Raw genomic sequence first — 19008 nt, forward strand, 5'->3', positions numbered from 1 at the left:
TTTAAATCTCCCCCTTTTCTAATAGGGTAAATTCCCCTTTTACATATCCATCTTGCATTTTTATTAATAGATCTTCTTTATCTTTAAAAGATTCTTTGCTTTTTAGTACCCTATTATCTTCTCCTTCAATTATAGCATAACCTTTACCTAATATATTTATAGGATTATGTGCCTGTAAAATGCTATTTAAAGAAAATATTTTTTCTTTATTACTTTTTATCTTATGGTAGATAATATTATTAAGTTTTTCTTTTAAATTATCTATATTAATATATTCATTAGCAATTTTATTTGATGGAGAATTTAAATTTAAAACTTTATTTAATGTCTCTAATTTTGACTTTTCGTTATAAATTTTATTTTCTATAATTGCTATCAATTTTTCTTTACATCTATCTATATTATAATTTAGTTCACTTTCTAATGGTACAACTATTTCCCCTGCCTGTGATGGTGTTGCTGCCCTAAAATCAGCAACAAAATCTGAAATAGTAAAATCTATTTCATGACCTACTGCTGAAACAATTGGAAGCTTTGATTTAAAAATTTCTATTGCTAACTCTTCTTCATTAAAATTCCAAAGTTCCTCAATAGAACCTCCACCTCTACCTATAATAATTACATCAACACTTTTACTTTTATTAAAATATTTTATACCTTCAATTATAGTTTTATAAGCATTTACTCCTTGAACCGCTGCTGGATATAATACTATATCCACCTTACTATTTCTTCGTCTTATAACGTTTGTTAAATCACAAATAGCAGCTCCAGTTTCTGATGTAACTATACCTACTCTATATGGATTTTTAGGAAGGGGCTTTTTAAATTCATCATTAAAATACCCCTCCCTACTTAGTTTTTCTTTAAGCTTTTCAAATTTAACATGAAGATTTCCAACACCTTCTTGTTCTATACTATTACAGTATAGCTGAAATGAACCACTTGCAGTATAAACAGAGGCTCTACCACTTACAATAACAGACATCCCTTCCTTAAGTAAAAAATCTAAATTATTAGCATTACCTTTAAACATAATACAATTTATCTTAGAAAATTCATCTTTTAAAGAAAAATAAATATGCCCACTAGTGTGATATTTTAAGTTTGATATCTCTCCTCGTACTGAAAGATTATTAAGTATAAAATCATTATCTAAAACTTTTTTTATGTAATTATTAACTTCACAAACTGATAATGTTTTAATTTTCATACTCTTCCACTGCCTTACATGCATTTTTCATAAGTAGAGTAGTTGTTAGTGCTCCTACACCTCCTGGTACCGGTGTAACTAAAGATGCTACATCAATTACAGAATCAAAATTAACATCTCCTGTTATTTTTCCATCAACAGAATTAGTACCAACATCTATTACTATTGCTCCATCTTTTACATAACTAGAATCTATAAATTTTGCTTTTCCTATTGCAACAATTAAAATATCTGCTCTACTGCAAACTTCTTTCAAATTACGTGTTTTTGAATGACATGTCGTAACAGTGCAGTTTTCTTTAAGCATTAAAGCAGATACTGGTTTACCTACTATATTACTTCTACCTATTACAACTACTTCTTTTCCTTCTAGTTCAATATTTAAACTTTTTAATATTGTTAATACTGAATTTGGAGTACAAGGTAAAAATGTTTCTTCTCCCATATACAATTTACCTTGATTTACAAATGTTAAGCAATCAATATCTTTTAAAGGAGAAATATTAGCTATAACCTTCTTTTCATCTATATGCTTTGGTAATGGTAATTGAAGGATAATACCTGATACAGTATCATCATTATTTAATTCAATTATTTTACTTATTAATTCTTTTTCTTCTACTTCTACATTTAAATGAATTTTTTCAAAGTTTAATCCTAATGATATGGCTACCTTCTCTTGGTTATTTAAATAAAAGATAGAACCTCCATCATTTCCTACTAATATAGATGCAACTTTAGGTATTTGAAGATTTTGGCTTTTTCTAGCTTCTATAAACTTTTTTATATCTTCTTTTATTGCTAAAGCTATATTTTTTCCATCTATTCTTTCTCCCATCACACATAATCCTCCAATACTATACTTTTTCTACTATTCTACTTCTTTTAAAACTTTATCTAATACCCCATTAACAAATGAACAACTCTTATCATCTGAATACTTCTTTGTTAATTCTACAGCTTCATTTATCGCAACTCTTCCTGGTACATCATCTATAAACATCATTTCACCAACTGCTAATCTTAATATTGTTAAGTTAACCTTTGATATTCTGTCTAACTTCCAGTTTACTAATGCTTTTTCAATTACTTCATCAATTTTTTTCATTTCAAAAGTTACTGTTCTTACCACTGTTTTTATATAATCTACATCAATAGTTTTTAGATCCATTTCATAGTCTTCTACAAAAGTTTCTATTGTTTCTTCATAACTATTTTTGCTAAGTTCCATGCTAAAAAGCAGCTCCATTGCTTTTTCTCTTGATTTTTGTCTTTTCATAACTTCCTCCTAAGTGTATATAAAATACTTTCTATCTTAATTGTATTATAAACTTATAATATATTAATTAAACATATGTATATTACAATATTATCTTATTTATGTCTATAATAAATAAAAATATGATACAAATTTTTAAATATTTTTAACAACAAAAAGCTGCTGCAAATATGCAACAGCCAATTTAATTATACTTCTTTAACTGCTTCTTGTTCTTGTTTTTTAACATATATGTTTTGAACATTTACATTTACAGTATCTACATTTAAACCAGTCATAGCTTCAACTGTTTTTCTAACATTTTCTTGAACTTCACTTACTACTTCTGGAATTTTAATACCGTATTCTACTGCTACATTTAATTCTATAACAGCTTTGTCTTCTTCTAAAGTAACCTTAACACTTTTATTATTAGTTGTCTTTTTACCTTTTAATATTTGTGATATGTTATTTGAAACTCCATGTGGAATTCCTACTATGCCTTGAATCTCATCTGCTGCTATTCCGGCTATAATACTTACTACTTCATCGGAAATTTTAACTATTCCTAAGGCTTTTTCACCTACATTATTTTCCAAAACAAAAACCTCCTTAAGGTTTATTATCTAAACCTGTTTTTCCTTATGTTTATTATAGCAAAATACCTATTATATTACAACGAATTATTTCATTGCTGTTATATTAACATCTGTTAATCCAGTTATATCCTCAACAACTTTCTTTATTGAAGCTGAATTTTCTTCGCTTAGTTTATCATCTACTTTAACATAAACTTTTACTTGTGATTGGTCTATCATACAAATTGCATCTTTATAACCTTTGCTTGTTATATCTACTTCTACTCTTCCTTCTTGTTCTTGAATCTTAGTCTTTTCTATTAACGCATTATTTGCTATGTCTTTTTGTTCTTGAGACGCATTTGGATCTTCGCTTATAGCTTTCATATCATCAATATACTTTTGATCTTGTTGTTCCTTTGTTAATCTCATGCTATAAAAATATTCACTTGTGCTTACTGTTTGGTCTGCATTGCTTGATTCATCAGTGTTCTCTTGTGTTAAAATTGAAGCTAAATCAGTTGGATCATTATACCCTTCTCCATTTAACTTTACAGATAATACTCCTACACAAACTATAAGAGCCATCAATGTGAAAATAATACCAAATTGTTTTTTTGTCATTTTTTATTCCCTCCCATATCTTTCTATAAAATTATATGCTAACTTGCCATTGGATATACCTTAACCTTGTCAAAACTTAAATTATATAAACTAGCTACTGCTTGTTGTATATCATATGTTATCTTACTGCTTTGAGCCCCTTCTGCTACTACTAAAACTCCTGTTATTTCAGGCTTATACACTTTAGTAATAACTGGTTCATTACTACTTCCATTATTACTCATTACAACTGTTGTTGAATCTGATTGTGATGTAGTAACTCTAGTTCCTCCATCTCTATCCTCTTCTTGTGTTTCTGACACTTGAGTTGTACTATTAGTTACAGGAACTTTAACCTCTCCGCTTTCAAAATAAATTTTTACTGTAACCTTTCCTACACCTTCAATTTGTCCTAAAATCTCTTTTAACTCTTCTTGTTGCTTTTCTTCATAACTTAATAATTCTTTTGATGTCATTTCTCCCTCTACTGTAGCAACTTGTGTAGCTCCATTTGGTGTATTTTCGCTACTTTTTGAATTATTTGATTCTCCACCTGAAAAAGTACTAACAGCTAACCAAAGAAAAATAACAACCAGTAATGCAATAAGACAATTAGTAAATTTTTTATTTTTTAATAATTTGCTAATTTCTTTATCAAACTTTTCCTTATCCATTTACTCACCTTCCCTCTAAACTATATATCTCTATTTTTTCTACTGGTATTTTAAATGTTTCTGCTAAATATTCTTTTATTTTTTCCTCATCTTCTATTTGTGCCTTATCAGAAATAGTTTCCTCACTTTTATTAATACTTATATCTATTTTATCTATTAGTTTTACACTATTATCTTTAACTCCTACTTCTAATTTATCTATTGTATATGTCATATTATTCATATCTAGTGTACACTCTACATTTGACTTAAATGTTTTCCCTGAGAACTCATCTTTTAAAAGTGCATCACAGTTTTTATCTAAATTTTCTTTAAAAGCTTGAACCTTTTCATCTTCTGTATTTTTTTCTATAGTCTCACTGCTTCCCATATATAACATTTCCTCATAAGATTCTACTGCTTCAATAATACTCTGTTCCCCTTTTGTGAAAAAATATATAATTGGATTTAACATAACAGATATTAATATAAGTCCAAGTACAAACTTAATGTATTTTTTCATTGAATTATCTGGTGCAATAATTTCTACTGCTGTTATGAAAATCATCATAATAACTAAGGTTACAATAAAATCATTTATATATTTCAATTTCTATCCTCCTATAACAAACTTACCTGCCGATATCATCATCGCAATTAAAATAAAGAACATTAAACTTACTGATATAACACAGGACATTATCAATACTAATGACTTTCCCGCTGCTGCAATAGAACTTGTTATTCTTTTATCTGTTATAGGCTCTAAAAGAGATGCTGAAAGCTTAAATATCATTGATGATAATACGATCTTAATTATGGGATATATTATTATTAATATTACTGCTATTAACCCAATAGACCCAATTGCATTTTTTATTATTAATGAATAGCCTGCAACGGATGCAATTGAATCTGAAAGTGATTTACCAACTATTGGTACAAAGCTTTCTATTGCAAGTTTACTGGTTTTTAATGTAACTGCATCAATTGTAGATGAAGTTATTCCTCTAATTGTCAGCAAGCCTATAAATATTGTCAATACTAAACCTTGTATCCAAGTAACCGACTTTTCCATCATAGCACTTAAATTTGAAAGCTTAGGCTCACTTGAAATATTATTTGTAAATTTAACCACAAATGTCATTAATATAAGCGGTATTATTATGTCTGTATATATCTTTGGTACTATTATTGTTGCGCCTAACACTATAGGATCAATTGTAGCGGCTTGTGTTAAACCACCTGCTGCTGCAAGCATTACAACAAGCACAGGTAAAAGCTTTGACATAAAGTTTGTTATTTCAACTATAACGTCCTTAGCTAAATCTAAAGATATTATAAATGTCTTTGATAAAATTATTATAAGTAATGCATAACATGCATAAAATGCTACCTGTGATATTCCTTCACTTGAAAATGCTGATTGTATATTTTTGAACAATGAACAAATTATACCTATAACAATTATAGAAAATGATAGTGCTAGTACTGACTTTATTTCTCTAAAAAACAAACTTATAACTGCACTTAAAACCTTTGATACTGAAATATTACCTTCCCCATTTTCTATATAACTTTCTATATAGCTAACTGGATCTAATTCATTCATTAATTCCACATCACTTTTCATTGTGTTTATATAATCGTATAAGCCATTTAGCTTTGAATTTACTTCATCATTTGTACTTATAGTAGTGTTTTCTTCTGCAAATACACTTTGTCCAAAACTAGGGATAACTGTATATAAATTAATAAACATAACTACACATAACACAATTTTTAATATATACTTTTTCATATTCTCACCTACATTATTTGAAGAATAGAATCTAATACAGCCATTAGAATTGGAATAGCTAATGCTAAAATCATAATTTTTCCTGAAAACTCAACTTTCGATGCAATAGTAGATGCTCCTGCATCTTTGCATATTTCACTGCAAAAAGATGTAATATAAGCAATTGCAAGTATTTTAAATACTATTTCTATATATACAGTGTTTATATTAGCCTTACTTGCAATATCATCAATAAAATTAATAACTTCACCTAGCTGCCCTATCATATACATAAATATTAATATCCCAGCTACTACCAATACATAAAAAGCAACATCTGACTTCTTATCTTTTAATAGTAAGTATATGAAGACTGCAGCAAAAGCAAATCCTACAACTTTAATAATCTCCATAATAAACCTCTATAAAGTAAACATAGTTTTTACAGTATCAAAAAGATTGGCAACCATACCTATAACAGTTACTAGTATTATTACTACCCCAGCTAAATTGGCTAAACTTGCAATCTCTTTCTTTCCATTAGCTTCTAACACCTTTTCTATTACCATAAGCAAAATTCCCATAGCACCAATTTTAAATAAAATTCCTACATCAAAAAGCATCTTTTACCCTCCCATTAAATAAAAAATATAGCTATCATAATTCCAATTGAAATCCCCAGTGTTCTATACATCTTAACATTCACATTTGCTTCATTATTTGCATCAATATAATTTAGATTTAAGTTTTCTAAAGCAACTGTAAATACTTTTTCTTGTGTTACTGCATCACATTCCCCTATAGTCTTAAAAAAATCACTTAATATTTTATAGTCATCTTTACTTAGGTTTATCTCATCTTTATACTTCTTATATGCTATTGTAAAAGCCTCATATACACCTTTAATATCTACATCATTTAAATTTATTGACATATCTAATAATATTTTAGAAATTGGTTCTCCTACTCTATTACTTATATTTTTTAATGCATCTGGAAGTGGGGTATTAGAATAACTTATCTCACTATTTAACATAATAAAAGCCTTTTGTATTTCTTTTAAATTTGAACTTCTAGTTCTATATTTTTCTCCATAATAAAATCCTATATATGTGCAAATAATAAACATAATACTTATCATTACAAATCTAAGCATACTAATCCCTCCTCCCTACTTACTTTATAAATTTTCTCTAAAGTACCTGCTCCATTTTTACTACTTAATATTATTATTCGATCTAATATACAATCATCTATTAGTTTTCTAAACATTTCTCTGCCGTAAATATCATTAATATCATTACCATGAACTGTTACTATAATATTAACTCCTGAATTAAAAGCCATATTTAATGCTTCTAAATCGCCTTCTGTTCCTATTTCATCACATATTAATACTTCTGGTGATAAGCTTCTTATAGCCATTATCATTCCTATTCTTTTTAAACAATTATCTAAAACATCAGTTCTAACTCCTACATTCATTTGCGGTATACCATTATAGCAACCTGCAATTTCACTTCTCTCATCAACTATAGTAACCTTTTTTCCTCTTAAGTTTAAACTATACATTCCATTAGATATATTTCTAGCAATATCTCTAAGAATTGTTGTTTTACCACATTTAGGTGGAGATACTATAAGTGTGTTATATACTTTATTATTATTTGTTATATATTTCATAACCCTATTTGATGAACCAACTACCTCATTACATATTCTTATATTTAAGGATGATATATTTTTTATTGTTCTAACTTCTCCATTAACCATAACACACTCTCCAGCAAGTCCCACTCTATGGCCACCTTTTACTGTTATATATCCTTGTTTTATCTCTTCTTCAAATGCATATAATGAGTAATTTGATATTTTAGACATCATATATTTTAAGTCTTCATTTGTTATTGTATAATCTAATATTTTTTCTCCTTTAGAAGTGGTTAACATTACTTGCTTTCCTATTTTTACTCTTATTTCCTGCACTCCTTCTATCTTGAAATATCTTTTTACTTCTTCATTTATTCCACTTGGAAGCATTCTATAAATTTCTTCATATTCCACTTTCATCACTTCCTTTAAATGTACTTCTCTATAAATTTCTATTTCACATATTATATAAATATTCATGTTATATAAAAATATGTAAATTATTTATTTAAAAATATACTTAACATATTTATTTTTAACTTTCTGATCTTTACCTTTATTTTTTGTTTTAAATAATAAAAAGCCGTTTCAAATAAGTGATTAAAAAATCATTTATTTGAAACGGCTCTTATTTACCTTATTTTGCATTTCCACCACAGAATGGACATGGTATAAAGTTTCCATTTTGTAATGCTTGTTGCTCTACAAAAATAGGTTTATCACAATTTTTACAGCTTATTTCAATATATTCATCATCTAATGCTGATAAATCATCAAAAGACACTTCTTCAAAAAGTTCATCTTGTATATCAGTTAAATCATCTCCAATATACTCCATATTTTCTTCTAAATATTCTTGATGTAAAATAACCTCTTCTACTTTAGAAGATAAACTTTCTAAAATATCTGAAAAAGAATTAAATATATTTAAATAATTATCATCTTTTATCTTTTCAATTTCAGCTTTAACCTTATCTATCTTATTATAAACATCTTTCATCTGCTACACTTCCCTTCTAAAGAAATAAATTACTTTAACATAATTTATTTCATACTTATATATTATTGATTATATCCTTATATACAAATTCTAAAATAAAACATTTTATTATTTTTAAATTTTATATGTACTTAAATATAAAACAAATGCTAAGTTTAAAAACCTAGCATTTACTTTAAATATTAAACTCTTTCCATGTATTCGCCAGTTCTTGTATCAACTCTGATAGTGTCACCTTCGTTAACGAACATAGGAACGTTAACAACAGCTCCTGTTTCTAATGTAGCTGGCTTCATAGCGTTTGTTGCAGTATTTCCTTTTACTCCTGGATCTGCTTGAGTTATTAATAATTCAACAAAGTTTGGTGCTTCAACTGAGAATGCATCTCCTTTGTAGAACTTAATGATTGCAAACATGTTTTCTTTTAAGAACTTTATAGCTTCTTCAACTTTTTCATAGTTTAGTGGAATTTGCTCATAAGTTTCTTGATCCATGAAGTAGTATAATTCTCCATCAGAATAAAGGTATTGCATTTCTTTTCTTTCGATTACTGCTTCTTGTAATTTCGCAGTTGGGTTGAAAGTAGTATCTGTAACCCCACCTGAAATAACGTTTCTAAGCTTAGTTCTTACGAATGCAGCTCCTTTACCTGGTTTAACGTGTAAAAAGTCTATAACAGTATACACTTGTCCTTCATACTCAAAAGTTGTACCTTTTCTTAAATCTCCTGCTGATATCATAAAAATTTCCCTCCAAATAACTTGAATTCATAGTTATTATGACCTTTATTCAAAATAAATAGTCATAACTTATCTTGTTGATTAATGACACAACAAAAACATTCTATCAAAATTACTAAAGAAATGCAATTATTTCATCAATATCGTTAAAATTTTTAATTATTTTATCTATATAAATCTAAAGTTAATATCAAATTTCCTTCTTTTCCATCAATATTATAATTATATATTTGAAATTCTACCATTTTATTCACAATTCTCAATATTTCTTCTTTACTTCCTTCTACAGAAATTCTAACATTCCATTTATCATTTTCTTTTTTCATATTTATTATTTTTAATGAATATATATTTTCAAGCTCATTTCTTATTGTAGAAAATGCTTCTACTTTATTATTTGAAATAACCTGCATATCATTATCATAAATCTCTACATTTTTAAAATTTAAAGGAATATATATTGCAAATTGAATTATAGTTAAGATTGCTATTGTTATATTTACTCCTAAATGAAATTTTAAATTACTAATCATAGTCTACCTCAACTAATATTTCATCATCTTCAATATTATATTTTTTTATTGTAACTCCCAATTGTTCAATATAATTAAGAGCTTCATCTGATTTTAATACTACTTTTCCAGTATTATCTCTAACAGTAAACCTCAATATATGTTCATTATCTAAAGCAATCCATTTCTCTATTTCATTAATATCTATATAGTCATTAGCTTTTACTTCTACAAACTCATCCTTTTCCTCTTTTAAAAATATCCCCTTTATATTTTGTGGAAATAGAAATATATTTATTAATAATAAAAGAAATATTGCTTTTCCATTATTCTTTTCTATAGTCATGCTCTTACTTTCAATAAAATTTATAGGAATAAACTTTTTATGCTTTATATATTTGCTCATTTATTTTGCCTCCTATATTTATTATTGTTAAATTTGTACTTTCCTTAATATTTCTATCTATAAATTGTTCCACACTCTTATCAATTAATAATATTTGGTTAGCATTATAGTTGCTTATTTTATTAGAAATATTTGATACATTTCTTTCTATATAACTTTTAACTATACAATTATATAATACCTCTATATAATAAATACTTTTATCAATCATTATTACTAATATATAATTAGTAATACGTTTAAATTTTTTGGGCAAACTATTTTTTGCGTAAAACTGTATAGGCTCCACACTTAATTCATTTACTTTTTTGCTAACACTATATAACAAGTTTCCATTTCCTATTGAATATAAATAAAGTCTTTTTAATCTTTTACAATAATCATAATCTGTTAAAATCTCATAATCTTCTCCATATTCAATCTTTATAATTTCATCAATAAAGTTATAATTTATTTTACTTATATCTTCAAAACTTTTAACAATTATATTTTCATTTAATAATATAAACTTTACTTTCTTTCCTATCTTCTCTTTTATATCATCCTTGGTGTAAGTTATCCCTTTATAATGAAAATTACTATTATCAACTAATATAATTTCTTTCATATAATCTCCTTACACTATTTTTTTATATAATTTATAAGTTGTTGGCATAAAAACTATCTCTTCATTTTCTAAGATCTTCATATCTAATTTACTAACAATAGGCCTTGATTTATTGCTCTTATTTTCAATATACAATTCTCCATTTTTAATTAAAAATCTAATTTCTTTATTTTCGCTATAAAAATATTCATAACTTATAGTTTTATCTTCTTTATACAAATTAAAAATTTCTTTAATATTATCTTTTTCATTTATTTCTTTAATTACTTCCCTTAACAATTCATTTTCATTCTCAGTAATTGCTTTTATATCTTCCTTAATATTGTATAAATTAAACTTACTACAATTTATAACTATAAACTTGCTACTATACATAATAAGAACTAATAAAATATTAAGTATTAATAATACTTCTAACATTATTATCCCTTTGTTTTTATTTAAATACATCTTATTCTTTCTCCACTATTCTTAATTTCAATTGTGTAATATATTAATTTACCCTTTTTATTAACTTCAAAATTTTCTACATTACTTAATATTACATTATTACCTTCATCTACATTATATCCATTTTTTATAACCACAGTATTTACCATAAGTCTATTTCCATTTAAATATATTGTTTTTTTAATTTCCTCATTATTTTCTATATACTGTATAACTATATTATTTCCTTTACCTAAAGCTGCTGTTACATTGCCATCTATAGATACAATAGATGCTTTATTACATATAATATCTATATTTAACATTGCATTATCAAACTTTTCTAACATTACTCCCTTATCAACTTTATTTAAATAATCTTTAACACTAAAAATACCTAAATTAATGACTATTGCTCCAATTATAAGAAACATTGACATTACTGCAACAAATTCTAATAACGTATATCCTCTTTTATACCTACTCATAATAATCCATCCACTTATATTTTAAAAATTCTCTTTCAACAACTAAATTACTATTAGCATCATATAAACTTATTAATATGTTTAAACTATCATTAAACTCTTCAATATCAACTATTATGTCTTCACCAATATCAATGTAATTTAAACTACTACTTCTTAAATCACTTAATAGTTCATTATAATTTTTATACTTTAATAATTCATTATTATAAAGTTCTTTTACATCATTAAAGCTTATATTATACTTTATTTCTTGCATTATACAGTAAACTACTCTATGTCCTTGCTCTATTTCTTCCCTTTTCTCTAGTATCTTATTGTTATGTTGTACAAGTTTAACAACTACACTAAACATAATAAAAATAATAAAAATACTTACTATAGCCTCAAGCATTGTAACTGCTTTTTTCTTTTTTAAAAGTTTACTATTCCTCATAAATATTTATTGTATCAACTCCTGTAGATATTGTTATTCTATATAAATTTTTATCACTATCTAATATTCTTATAGTATTTGACTCTATTTGTCCCTTATTATTTATATATAATTCTTGATTACTTAAAAATCTTAGCCCCTTTGGCAATTTAATTTCTTTTATAATCTTATATTTTGAAGAAACATCTTTCAATTTTACTTCTCCACTTTCCATATAAATCTCAACTATTCCTTGACCTTCTGAATTCCTACAATATTGCTTTCCATAACTAATAATATTTACAACTTCTAAAATAGTACCCTTTACCGCCACATATTCTTTGATTTTCTTTATACTATTTCCTATATGAGAAATTGCTGAAAATAATATTAGTACCATAAACATTACCGTTATAGTTTCTATAAGTGTATATCCTTTCTTCTTTTCTTTTTTCATATTTGTTATCATATACTAAAAATATTATTAAAAAGAGGTAATATAAATACAAATAAAAATACAATAACTATTGCTGCCATTGTAATTATGGATATAGGTTCAATTAATTTTAATAAATTATCCATATTAATACCTAACCTTAAAAATAATTCTTCTTGTAATACACTTAGTCTTTCATCAATTGTCCCACTTTCTTCTCCTAGTTTTATATGTGCTAATGTATATTTAGAAAACAATTTACTCTTATCCATAGAATCTCTTATTGATTTTCCTCTCATAATACTTTCATTCATAATAATTAACCTCTCTTTAGCAATACTGTTTAATAAATTACAATTACAACATTGATTAATCCCAGCTGAAATATTTATGCCACTATTAACTATTACTGACATTATAGAAATAACTAAATACTCATTAAATAACTTATAAATAGGTATCTTAGCACATAAAATTCTTATATATTTTTTAAAATAATTCTTAAATAAAATATAAGGTAAAAGTACTCCCCAAAACACCACAAATATACTTGTTATAAATGGATATTCTATTGTAAACTCTGTAAACTTACTTATACTATTATAAATTTTAGGCATACCATTCCCCATTTCTTCATAGACATTTGTCATATTAGGTATAAAGAAAAAAATTACAAACATAAATAATACTATCAATGCTACAATCAAAATTGCTGGATATGTTAATGTATTTATTAATTTCTTTTTTATAAGTTCCATTTTTTCATAAAATATTCCAAGCGAATTAAAAACCTTTGAAATTTTTCCAGTACTTTCTCCCATACTAATCATAGATACAAAAAATCCTGGAAATAGTTTATTATCAATAGAAAATCCTTCTTCTAAAGATCCTCCTCTTTTTATAATTTGTGATATCATTTTTACTGATTCTTTATAATCTTTTCTAAGTGGAAGTTCGTCTAATAAGTCTATTATTTTCAAAAAATTTATATCTTCTTCATATAACTTGGCTATATTTATAGCAATTAAAGATAAATCCTTATCTCTTGCTTTTCCTTTATTTAACGTTTTCATAACTATGACTTATTCCTTCCCATTTAATAAAATCATTATAGTCATCAAATGAAATTTTTCCATTGATAAGTAAATCATTTAAATTATCTATCATTTCATTATTGGTTAATATATCTCTATCTTCATGAATTCTTCTTATAGCTTCTTTTGTATTATTATCAATAATATGAACTGCAGCTACCAAAGCTCTCCCCCTATATCCACTATAATTACATTTAGAACATCCACACTTCTTATAACTCTCTACTTTTTTATTTAATACCAATATATTTATATCTTTTTTCTTACACTCATCACACAATACCCTAATTAATCTTTGTGATATTATTCCTACTATTGAATCCCTTATTAAATAGCTTTCTACTCCCATATCTTCTAATCTAATAAAAACTTCTCTAGCATCCTTAGTGTGTATAGTAGAATATACTTTATGTCCTGTAAGAGCCGCTCTAACTGTCATTTCTGCTGTTTCTTCATCACGAATTTCACCTAACATTATTAAGTCAGGATCTTGTCTTAATATACTTCTTAACCCTTGTGCAAATCCTATATTTATTTTTGTATTTATACTCATTTGAGATATTCCATCTATAATTACTTCAACTGGATCTTCCAATGTTGAAATATTTATTTCTTCATTGTTTAACTCTTGTATCATAGTATACAAAGTTGTAGATTTTCCACTTCCTGTAGGCCCATTTACAAAGACAAGGCCATTGTTACTTTTCATAATGTATCTAATGTTATTTATTTGAGTTTTTGTCAAGTTTAACTTATTTAAAGAGTAGTTAAAAACATCTCTATATAAAACTCTTATTACTATCTTTTCTCCGTAAGAAACAGGTATTATAGATACTCTCAAATCATATGTTTTATCTTGATCTTTAATTGTCATTTTACCATCTTGTGGTCTTCTCTTTTCTGTAATATCTAAGTCTGAATTCAATTTAATTTTAGATACAATCTGTAAATATTCCTCTACTTTAAATATAAAAACTATTCTCAAAAATCCATCCACCCTAAAGCGTATTATAATCTTATCCTTATGTGGTTCCATATGAATATCTGATGCTTTTTCTTTAATAGCTTCTAATAATATAATTTGATCCAAGTTCTTTCTTAAACCTAAATATACAACCTTTTGATAATATTCTAATTCATCTTCAGTTACTATTATTTCTTTTATGTTTTTTCTAAAAATAATACTTAATTCTTCCCTTATAAAATCTTCTTCTTTTAAAACAAAAATAAATACTTCATTATTTTTCTCCTTAAAAGGTAAAACTTTAAGCTTTTTTGATTTTTCTTCGCTTATCTTTCGTGAAATACTAATATCTATATCACCAATATTAACCTTTATTTTCTCACCCTCCTAAACCTTAAGGTTACTATTTATGATAGTGTCCACTTATTTTCTTTTTTATTCAATTAAAAATAAAAAGAGCTTAGATTTTACTCTAAGCTTGCTATTTTACATTTATAAAGTTGTATTCACCTTCACTTTTTGATATTAGCGCTATTCCATCATCTGAATAATTATATATTTCACTTTTTTTATTATTAGTAAGTCCCATAAACATTAATTCTCCATTTTCATTTATAGATAATCCCTTTTCTATATTAATGCTACTTGGAAAATCATATACAATCCTATGAGCTACCCCTGTTGAAACTTCATAAATAGAATATACATTATTTTTTATTTTTCCTAAAACATATATTTTTTCATCACTTACTTCAACATCTGATATTTCTGTAATATCTAGACATACCTCTTTTATGTTTCCTTCTTCATCTATACTTTTAAGCACTCCATTATCATCAAAATCCTTTTGAACAAAATAAACCTTTCCATCTATATATTCTAAAAAGCTTATAAACCCATTATTTATTTCATATAAAAGTGCTTCTTTCTTAGTTACTATATCATATGTAAAAATACCATTGACTTTATTCTCAACGTCAATACCATAAAAAATCAGTTGATCATCATTAAACCAATCTATAAATTTTCCTGATATTATAGCTTTATTTTCTATTAATTCAGAAGTATTTTCTTCTAAATTAAAATTTATTGGTTGCAAATATTCATTATTTGCAAAATAAAAAACATAATTACCTTTAGGTGATATCTTAAAATTTGATACATTTTCTTCTTCTACTTTAATGTCATTATCTTTATAATTTATAAAATAATTTGTGCCTCTAAAATACGTATATGTATTACTTAGTAAATTAAAATTATTTATTACTTTATCTTCTGTATCTACACCTTCATAGTCATACTCATTAATAAAATTAAATGTATCGAAGTTTTCTCCTTCTTGCTTTACAAAAGCTCCTCTAGATATTTTCACCTTTAAAGCTAATGGTTTTTCCTCTATTTTTATTTGCGCCTTACAGCCAACAAGTAAAAAGCTTATAGATAATATAAATAATCTATAAAATAATATAGTCCCTTTCCTTTTCATCTACTTCTCCTTTTCTTAATATACTATCCCCCTACAAATAATTTCTGCACCACCAATCATAAAAATAGAATTGTTAACTATTTCTATAACAAGCTTACCACCTGGTACAAAAACATTTACTTTACCCCTTGTATTTCTTAATTTATTACAAACTACAGCTGATGCAGAACATCCTGTTCCACAAGAATAGGTTGCTCCAGCTCCTCTTTCCCAAGTTTCTACCCTTATATTTTCGTCATCAATAACTTTTACAAAGTTAACATTTGTTCCTTCTAAAAATAATTCATATTTTTCAATATATTTTCCCTCTTCTACATTATAATCGTCATCATCAACTAAAATAACTGTATGCGGTACTCCAACTAAAATAGATGTTGCATTATATTCTTTACCATTTACAGTGATTTTTTCATTAATTAATTCTTTTTTATCTTTTAGTGGTATACGGCTTCCATCAAAAGATATTTCACCCATATATACTCTAACATCTTGTACTATATTATATTCATCTATATTCAAATTCAAAACCTTTATTCCATCTCCAGTTTCTACTTTAATTTCATCTTTTAAAACTAAAGAATTTTCATAAACATATTTTCCAAAACATCTAATGGCATTCCCACACATATTAGCGCTAGAGCCATCACTATTTATTATGTCCATTTTCATATCAGCACAATTTGAATTTCTTACTAAAACTAATCCATCAGCTCCTATTCCAAATCTTCTATGACAAAGCTTTTTTGCTATTTTACTTTCTTGCCCCTTTAATTTAGATTCTAAATCTAAAATGAAAATAAAATCATTTCCTGTTCCATGCATTTTTACAAATTCCATAATAACCCCCTAATAATCACATTGAACTAATACCGCTTTTAATGTTATACTAACCTTAATTAGTACCTAAGAAAGGATGAACATTTATGGCAATAGACGGTATCTACTTATATAGTTTAGTTGAAGATTTAAAAAAATCAATAATAAATTCTAAAATTGACAAAATAAATCAACCTGAAAAAGATGAAATAATTTTAACACTAAGAAAAGACAGAAAAAATGTTAAACTGCTTATTTCTGCCTCATCCAAATATCCTAGATTTCATCTAACAAATGTAATAAAACAAAACCCTCTACAAGCCCCAATGTTTACAATGGTTTTACGTAAATATTTAATTGGAGGCCAAATAACTGATATTACTCAGCATGAGGGTGATAGAATAGTTAAATTTTATATAGAAGCTGCTGATGAACTAGGCTTTAACAGTATCTATATTTTAATAGTAGAAATAATGGGAAGACATAGTAATATAACTTTGGTTAGAGAAAGAGATAATAAAATAATGGAATGTATTAAACATATTTCTCCTAGCATTAATAGTTATAGAGTACTATATCCTGGAATAACTTATAAACTTCCGCCTAAATCTACTAAAATTAATCCATTCACATTTAATAATACCACTTTAACCCAATTTTTGCATGAAAATCCCATAATTTTTGATAAAAATTTCTTTACTTCATGCTTTACCGGTATTAGCAAACCATTATCAGAACATCTTTATATTGAATATTTAAAAAACAATAGTGATTTCTCTGTAGATTTAATTTATAAATTTATTTCTAATTTTTTAAATACTTTAACAGATAATAAAGATTTTAAAATTTATATAGATTCTGATAACAATTATTTTGATTTTTATACTATTTCCTTAAATCAATTAGAAGCTTCTTATACTTCTGAAAGTTTTGATGATGTTAACCAGTTAATGGATAAATATTATATGGAAAAAGATAAACAAGAAAGAATAAAATCACGCTCTATAAATTTACACAAACTAGTTACTACAAATATTGATAGATGTTTAAAAAAAGAAATGAAGCTAAACTCACTTTTAGAAAAGTGTTCTGATAAAGAAAAATTTAAAATAGAAGGTGATTTATTAACTTCTTATATTTATAGTATAAAGAAAGGTGATACTTCTATAACTTTAGTTAATTTCTATAGCGAAAATAGTGAAGAAATAGAAATTCCTTTAGATGAAAATAAGAGTCCTTCTGAAAATGTTCAAAGCTACTATAAAAAATATAATAAATTAAAAAAATCTGAAGAATCTGCACTTGAACAATTAGAAAAAAATTCTGATGAACTTAATTATTTATATTCTGTATTAACTAATATAGAAAATTGTGAAAGTTACACTGAAATAGATGATATTAAAGAAGAGCTTATTTCTACAGGTTATGTAAGAAAGAAAAAGTCTAATAAAAATTCTAAAAAATCAAAATCATCTAAACCTCTTCATTATATCTCTTCTGATGGAATAGATATTTTTGTAGGAAAAAATAATATTCAAAATGACTATTTATCATTAAAATTTGCAAATAAAAACTTTATGTGGCTTCATACTAAAAATATTCCTGGTTCTCATGTTATTGTTTGTTCAAACAATATTCCAGATAATACATTAGAAGAGGCAGCAACTCTAGCTGCATTTTATAGTAAAGCAAAAGACTCCTCTAAAGTACCAGTTGATTATACATTAGTAAAAAATCTTAAAAAACCTAATGGAGCCAACCCAGGAATGGTTATTTATCATACCAACTATACAATGTATGCAGAACCTTCACAATTAACTAATCTTAATATAACTAAAATTTAACAACTTAAGCACTTTAAAAAACTATTATTTGATATA

26 protein-coding genes are annotated in these 19008 nt (G+C 25.8%); 1 reads left to right on the forward strand and 25 read right to left on the reverse strand.

The window, feature by feature from the left end:
• Position 1: 1 nt before the first annotated feature.
• The 25 genes from xseA to dapF all read right to left on the reverse strand — a co-directional run bounded on the left by xseA (position 2) and on the right by dapF (position 17149).
• Positions 2-1213, reverse strand: a complete 1212-nt coding sequence (gene xseA / locus LPC13_RS05555) for an exodeoxyribonuclease VII large subunit (protein ID WP_195244619.1) — start codon at positions 1211-1213, stop codon at positions 2-4.
• A complete protein-coding gene (locus tag LPC13_RS05560; RefSeq protein WP_040419339.1) occupies positions 1203-2051 on the reverse strand; it encodes a bifunctional 5,10-methylenetetrahydrofolate dehydrogenase/5,10-methenyltetrahydrofolate cyclohydrolase in 849 nt (282 codons plus the stop codon). Before LPC13_RS05560 ends, xseA begins: the two co-directional genes overlap by 11 nt.
• Before the next feature lie 33 nt (positions 2052-2084).
• Positions 2085-2492, reverse strand: coding sequence for a transcription antitermination factor NusB (gene nusB, locus LPC13_RS05565; protein ID WP_005213065.1), 408 nt, complete (start codon positions 2490-2492; stop codon positions 2085-2087).
• A gap of 188 nt (positions 2493-2680) precedes the next feature.
• Positions 2681-3070 carry an Asp23/Gls24 family envelope stress response protein gene (locus LPC13_RS05570; RefSeq protein ID WP_005213064.1) on the reverse strand — a complete coding sequence of 130 codons (390 nt, stop codon included), beginning with the start codon at positions 3068-3070 and terminating at the stop codon, positions 2681-2683.
• Positions 3071-3154: 84 nt separating this feature from the next.
• The gene (locus LPC13_RS05575) at positions 3155-3673 is read right to left on the reverse strand and encodes a SpoIIIAH-like family protein (RefSeq protein ID WP_005213063.1); all 519 of its coding nucleotides are present in this window, start codon (positions 3671-3673) and stop codon (positions 3155-3157) included.
• Positions 3674-3711: 38 nt separating this feature from the next.
• On the reverse strand, positions 3712-4326 hold the full coding sequence (spoIIIAG, locus tag LPC13_RS05580; RefSeq protein WP_005213062.1) for a stage III sporulation protein AG: 615 nt from the start codon (positions 4324-4326) through the stop codon (positions 3712-3714).
• Positions 4327-4330: 4 nt separating this feature from the next.
• On the reverse strand, positions 4331-4915 hold the full coding sequence (spoIIIAF, locus tag LPC13_RS05585) for a stage III sporulation protein AF (RefSeq protein WP_195244620.1): 585 nt from the start codon (positions 4913-4915) through the stop codon (positions 4331-4333).
• Positions 4916-4918: 3 nt separating this feature from the next.
• On the reverse strand, positions 4919-6106 hold the full coding sequence (spoIIIAE, locus tag LPC13_RS05590; RefSeq protein WP_005213059.1) for a stage III sporulation protein AE: 1188 nt from the start codon (positions 6104-6106) through the stop codon (positions 4919-4921).
• Positions 6107-6114: 8 nt separating this feature from the next.
• Entirely contained in the window at positions 6115-6498 is a 384-nt protein-coding gene (gene spoIIIAD, locus LPC13_RS05595) for a stage III sporulation protein AD (RefSeq protein WP_005213057.1), read from the reverse strand.
• 9 nt (positions 6499-6507) lie between these two features.
• Entirely contained in the window at positions 6508-6708 is a 201-nt protein-coding gene (gene spoIIIAC / locus LPC13_RS05600; protein WP_005213056.1) for a stage III sporulation protein AC, read from the reverse strand.
• Between the two features lie 14 nt (positions 6709-6722).
• The gene (gene spoIIIAB, locus LPC13_RS05605) at positions 6723-7241 is read right to left on the reverse strand and encodes a stage III sporulation protein SpoIIIAB (RefSeq protein WP_195244621.1); all 519 of its coding nucleotides are present in this window, start codon (positions 7239-7241) and stop codon (positions 6723-6725) included.
• A complete protein-coding gene (gene spoIIIAA, locus LPC13_RS05610) occupies positions 7226-8155 on the reverse strand; it encodes a stage III sporulation protein AA (protein ID WP_040419316.1) in 930 nt (309 codons plus the stop codon). The genes spoIIIAB and spoIIIAA overlap by 16 nt, the downstream gene beginning before the upstream one ends.
• Positions 8156-8372: 217 nt before the next feature.
• Positions 8373-8735, reverse strand: a complete 363-nt coding sequence (locus tag LPC13_RS05615) for a CD1247 N-terminal domain-containing protein (protein WP_005213052.1) — start codon at positions 8733-8735, stop codon at positions 8373-8375.
• Positions 8736-8917: 182 nt separating this feature from the next.
• The gene (efp, locus tag LPC13_RS05620; RefSeq protein WP_005213049.1) at positions 8918-9475 is read right to left on the reverse strand and encodes an elongation factor P; all 558 of its coding nucleotides are present in this window, start codon (positions 9473-9475) and stop codon (positions 8918-8920) included.
• A gap of 164 nt (positions 9476-9639) precedes the next feature.
• Positions 9640-10008 carry a hypothetical protein gene (locus LPC13_RS05625; protein ID WP_005213048.1) on the reverse strand — a complete coding sequence of 123 codons (369 nt, stop codon included), beginning with the start codon at positions 10006-10008 and terminating at the stop codon, positions 9640-9642.
• Positions 10001-10393 (reverse strand): hypothetical protein, encoded by a 393-nt coding sequence (locus LPC13_RS05630; RefSeq protein ID WP_005213047.1) that lies wholly within the window; start codon positions 10391-10393, stop codon positions 10001-10003. Before LPC13_RS05630 ends, LPC13_RS05625 begins: the two co-directional genes overlap by 8 nt.
• Entirely contained in the window at positions 10371-11000 is a 630-nt protein-coding gene (locus LPC13_RS05635; RefSeq protein WP_005213046.1) for a hypothetical protein, read from the reverse strand. Before LPC13_RS05635 ends, LPC13_RS05630 begins: the two co-directional genes overlap by 23 nt.
• A 9-nt stretch (positions 11001-11009) precedes the next feature.
• Positions 11010-11450: a hypothetical protein gene (locus LPC13_RS05640; protein WP_005213045.1), complete on the reverse strand. Its 441-nt coding sequence runs from the start codon at positions 11448-11450 to the stop codon at positions 11010-11012.
• Complete coding sequence (locus LPC13_RS05645; RefSeq protein ID WP_005213044.1) at positions 11441-11917, reverse strand: prepilin-type N-terminal cleavage/methylation domain-containing protein; 477 nt, start codon at positions 11915-11917, stop codon at positions 11441-11443. Before LPC13_RS05645 ends, LPC13_RS05640 begins: the two co-directional genes overlap by 10 nt.
• Entirely contained in the window at positions 11910-12353 is a 444-nt protein-coding gene (locus LPC13_RS05650) for a hypothetical protein (RefSeq protein ID WP_005213043.1), read from the reverse strand. The genes LPC13_RS05645 and LPC13_RS05650 overlap by 8 nt, the downstream gene beginning before the upstream one ends.
• On the reverse strand, positions 12343-12801 hold the full coding sequence (locus tag LPC13_RS05655) for a hypothetical protein (protein WP_005213041.1): 459 nt from the start codon (positions 12799-12801) through the stop codon (positions 12343-12345). The genes LPC13_RS05650 and LPC13_RS05655 overlap by 11 nt, the downstream gene beginning before the upstream one ends.
• Positions 12798-13841 (reverse strand): type II secretion system F family protein, encoded by a 1044-nt coding sequence (locus LPC13_RS05660; RefSeq protein WP_195244623.1) that lies wholly within the window; start codon positions 13839-13841, stop codon positions 12798-12800. Before LPC13_RS05660 ends, LPC13_RS05655 begins: the two co-directional genes overlap by 4 nt.
• Positions 13825-14952, reverse strand: a complete 1128-nt coding sequence (locus LPC13_RS05665) for a GspE/PulE family protein (RefSeq protein ID WP_005213038.1) — start codon at positions 14950-14952, stop codon at positions 13825-13827. Before LPC13_RS05665 ends, LPC13_RS05660 begins: the two co-directional genes overlap by 17 nt.
• Positions 14953-15307: 355 nt before the next feature.
• Positions 15308-16312, reverse strand: coding sequence for a hypothetical protein (locus tag LPC13_RS05670; protein WP_005213036.1), 1005 nt, complete (start codon positions 16310-16312; stop codon positions 15308-15310).
• Between the two features lie 15 nt (positions 16313-16327).
• Positions 16328-17149: a diaminopimelate epimerase gene (gene dapF / locus LPC13_RS05675; RefSeq protein WP_005213034.1), complete on the reverse strand. Its 822-nt coding sequence runs from the start codon at positions 17147-17149 to the stop codon at positions 16328-16330.
• A gap of 86 nt (positions 17150-17235) precedes the next feature.
• Here dapF and LPC13_RS05680 point away from each other — a divergent pair, with 86 nt between their 5' ends.
• Positions 17236-18972: an Rqc2 family fibronectin-binding protein gene (locus LPC13_RS05680; RefSeq protein ID WP_005213033.1), complete on the forward strand. Its 1737-nt coding sequence runs from the start codon at positions 17236-17238 to the stop codon at positions 18970-18972.
• Positions 18973-19008: the final 36 nt, after the last annotated feature.

Origin of the sequence: Clostridium celatum (genome assembly GCF_021412605.1) — a bacterium.
Lineage (GTDB): Bacteria > Bacillota > Clostridia > Clostridiales > Clostridiaceae > Clostridium > Clostridium celatum.

Excerpts from the sequence above, each read along its gene's own strand:
- efp (WP_005213049.1), bottom strand. The coding sequence starts at position 9,475 with ATGATATCAGCAGGAGATTTAAGAAAAGGTACAACTTTTGAGTATGAA.
- LPC13_RS05680 (WP_005213033.1), top strand. The coding sequence starts at position 17,236 with ATGGCAATAGACGGTATCTACTTATATAGTTTAGTTGAAGATTTAAAA.
- spoIIIAD (WP_005213057.1), bottom strand. The coding sequence starts at position 6,498 with ATGGAGATTATTAAAGTTGTAGGATTTGCTTTTGCTGCAGTCTTCATA.
- LPC13_RS05630 (WP_005213047.1), bottom strand. The coding sequence starts at position 10,393 with ATGAGCAAATATATAAAGCATAAAAAGTTTATTCCTATAAATTTTATT.
- LPC13_RS05655 (WP_005213041.1), bottom strand. The coding sequence starts at position 12,801 with ATGATAACAAATATGAAAAAAGAAAAGAAGAAAGGATATACACTTATA.
- spoIIIAA (WP_040419316.1), bottom strand. The coding sequence starts at position 8,155 with ATGAAAGTGGAATATGAAGAAATTTATAGAATGCTTCCAAGTGGAATA.
- xseA (WP_195244619.1), bottom strand. The coding sequence starts at position 1,213 with ATGAAAATTAAAACATTATCAGTTTGTGAAGTTAATAATTACATAAAA.
- spoIIIAC (WP_005213056.1), bottom strand. The coding sequence starts at position 6,708 with ATGCTTTTTGATGTAGGAATTTTATTTAAAATTGGTGCTATGGGAATT.
- LPC13_RS05670 (WP_005213036.1), bottom strand. The coding sequence starts at position 16,312 with ATGAAAAGGAAAGGGACTATATTATTTTATAGATTATTTATATTATCT.
- LPC13_RS05660 (WP_195244623.1), bottom strand. The coding sequence starts at position 13,841 with ATGAAAACGTTAAATAAAGGAAAAGCAAGAGATAAGGATTTATCTTTA.
- spoIIIAE (WP_005213059.1), bottom strand. The coding sequence starts at position 6,106 with ATGAAAAAGTATATATTAAAAATTGTGTTATGTGTAGTTATGTTTATT.
- dapF (WP_005213034.1), bottom strand. The coding sequence starts at position 17,149 with ATGGAATTTGTAAAAATGCATGGAACAGGAAATGATTTTATTTTCATT.
- LPC13_RS05625 (WP_005213048.1), bottom strand. The coding sequence starts at position 10,008 with ATGATTAGTAATTTAAAATTTCATTTAGGAGTAAATATAACAATAGCA.
- LPC13_RS05575 (WP_005213063.1), bottom strand. The coding sequence starts at position 3,673 with ATGACAAAAAAACAATTTGGTATTATTTTCACATTGATGGCTCTTATA.
- spoIIIAB (WP_195244621.1), bottom strand. The coding sequence starts at position 7,241 with ATGCTTAGATTTGTAATGATAAGTATTATGTTTATTATTTGCACATAT.
- nusB (WP_005213065.1), bottom strand. The coding sequence starts at position 2,492 with ATGAAAAGACAAAAATCAAGAGAAAAAGCAATGGAGCTGCTTTTTAGC.
- LPC13_RS05640 (WP_005213045.1), bottom strand. The coding sequence starts at position 11,450 with ATGTATTTAAATAAAAACAAAGGGATAATAATGTTAGAAGTATTATTA.
- LPC13_RS05650 (WP_005213043.1), bottom strand. The coding sequence starts at position 12,353 with ATGAGGAATAGTAAACTTTTAAAAAAGAAAAAAGCAGTTACAATGCTT.
- LPC13_RS05635 (WP_005213046.1), bottom strand. The coding sequence starts at position 11,000 with ATGAAAGAAATTATATTAGTTGATAATAGTAATTTTCATTATAAAGGG.
- LPC13_RS05615 (WP_005213052.1), bottom strand. The coding sequence starts at position 8,735 with ATGAAAGATGTTTATAATAAGATAGATAAGGTTAAAGCTGAAATTGAA.
- LPC13_RS05645 (WP_005213044.1), bottom strand. The coding sequence starts at position 11,917 with ATGAGTAGGTATAAAAGAGGATATACGTTATTAGAATTTGTTGCAGTA.
- LPC13_RS05560 (WP_040419339.1), bottom strand. The coding sequence starts at position 2,051 with ATGGGAGAAAGAATAGATGGAAAAAATATAGCTTTAGCAATAAAAGAA.
- spoIIIAG (WP_005213062.1), bottom strand. The coding sequence starts at position 4,326 with ATGGATAAGGAAAAGTTTGATAAAGAAATTAGCAAATTATTAAAAAAT.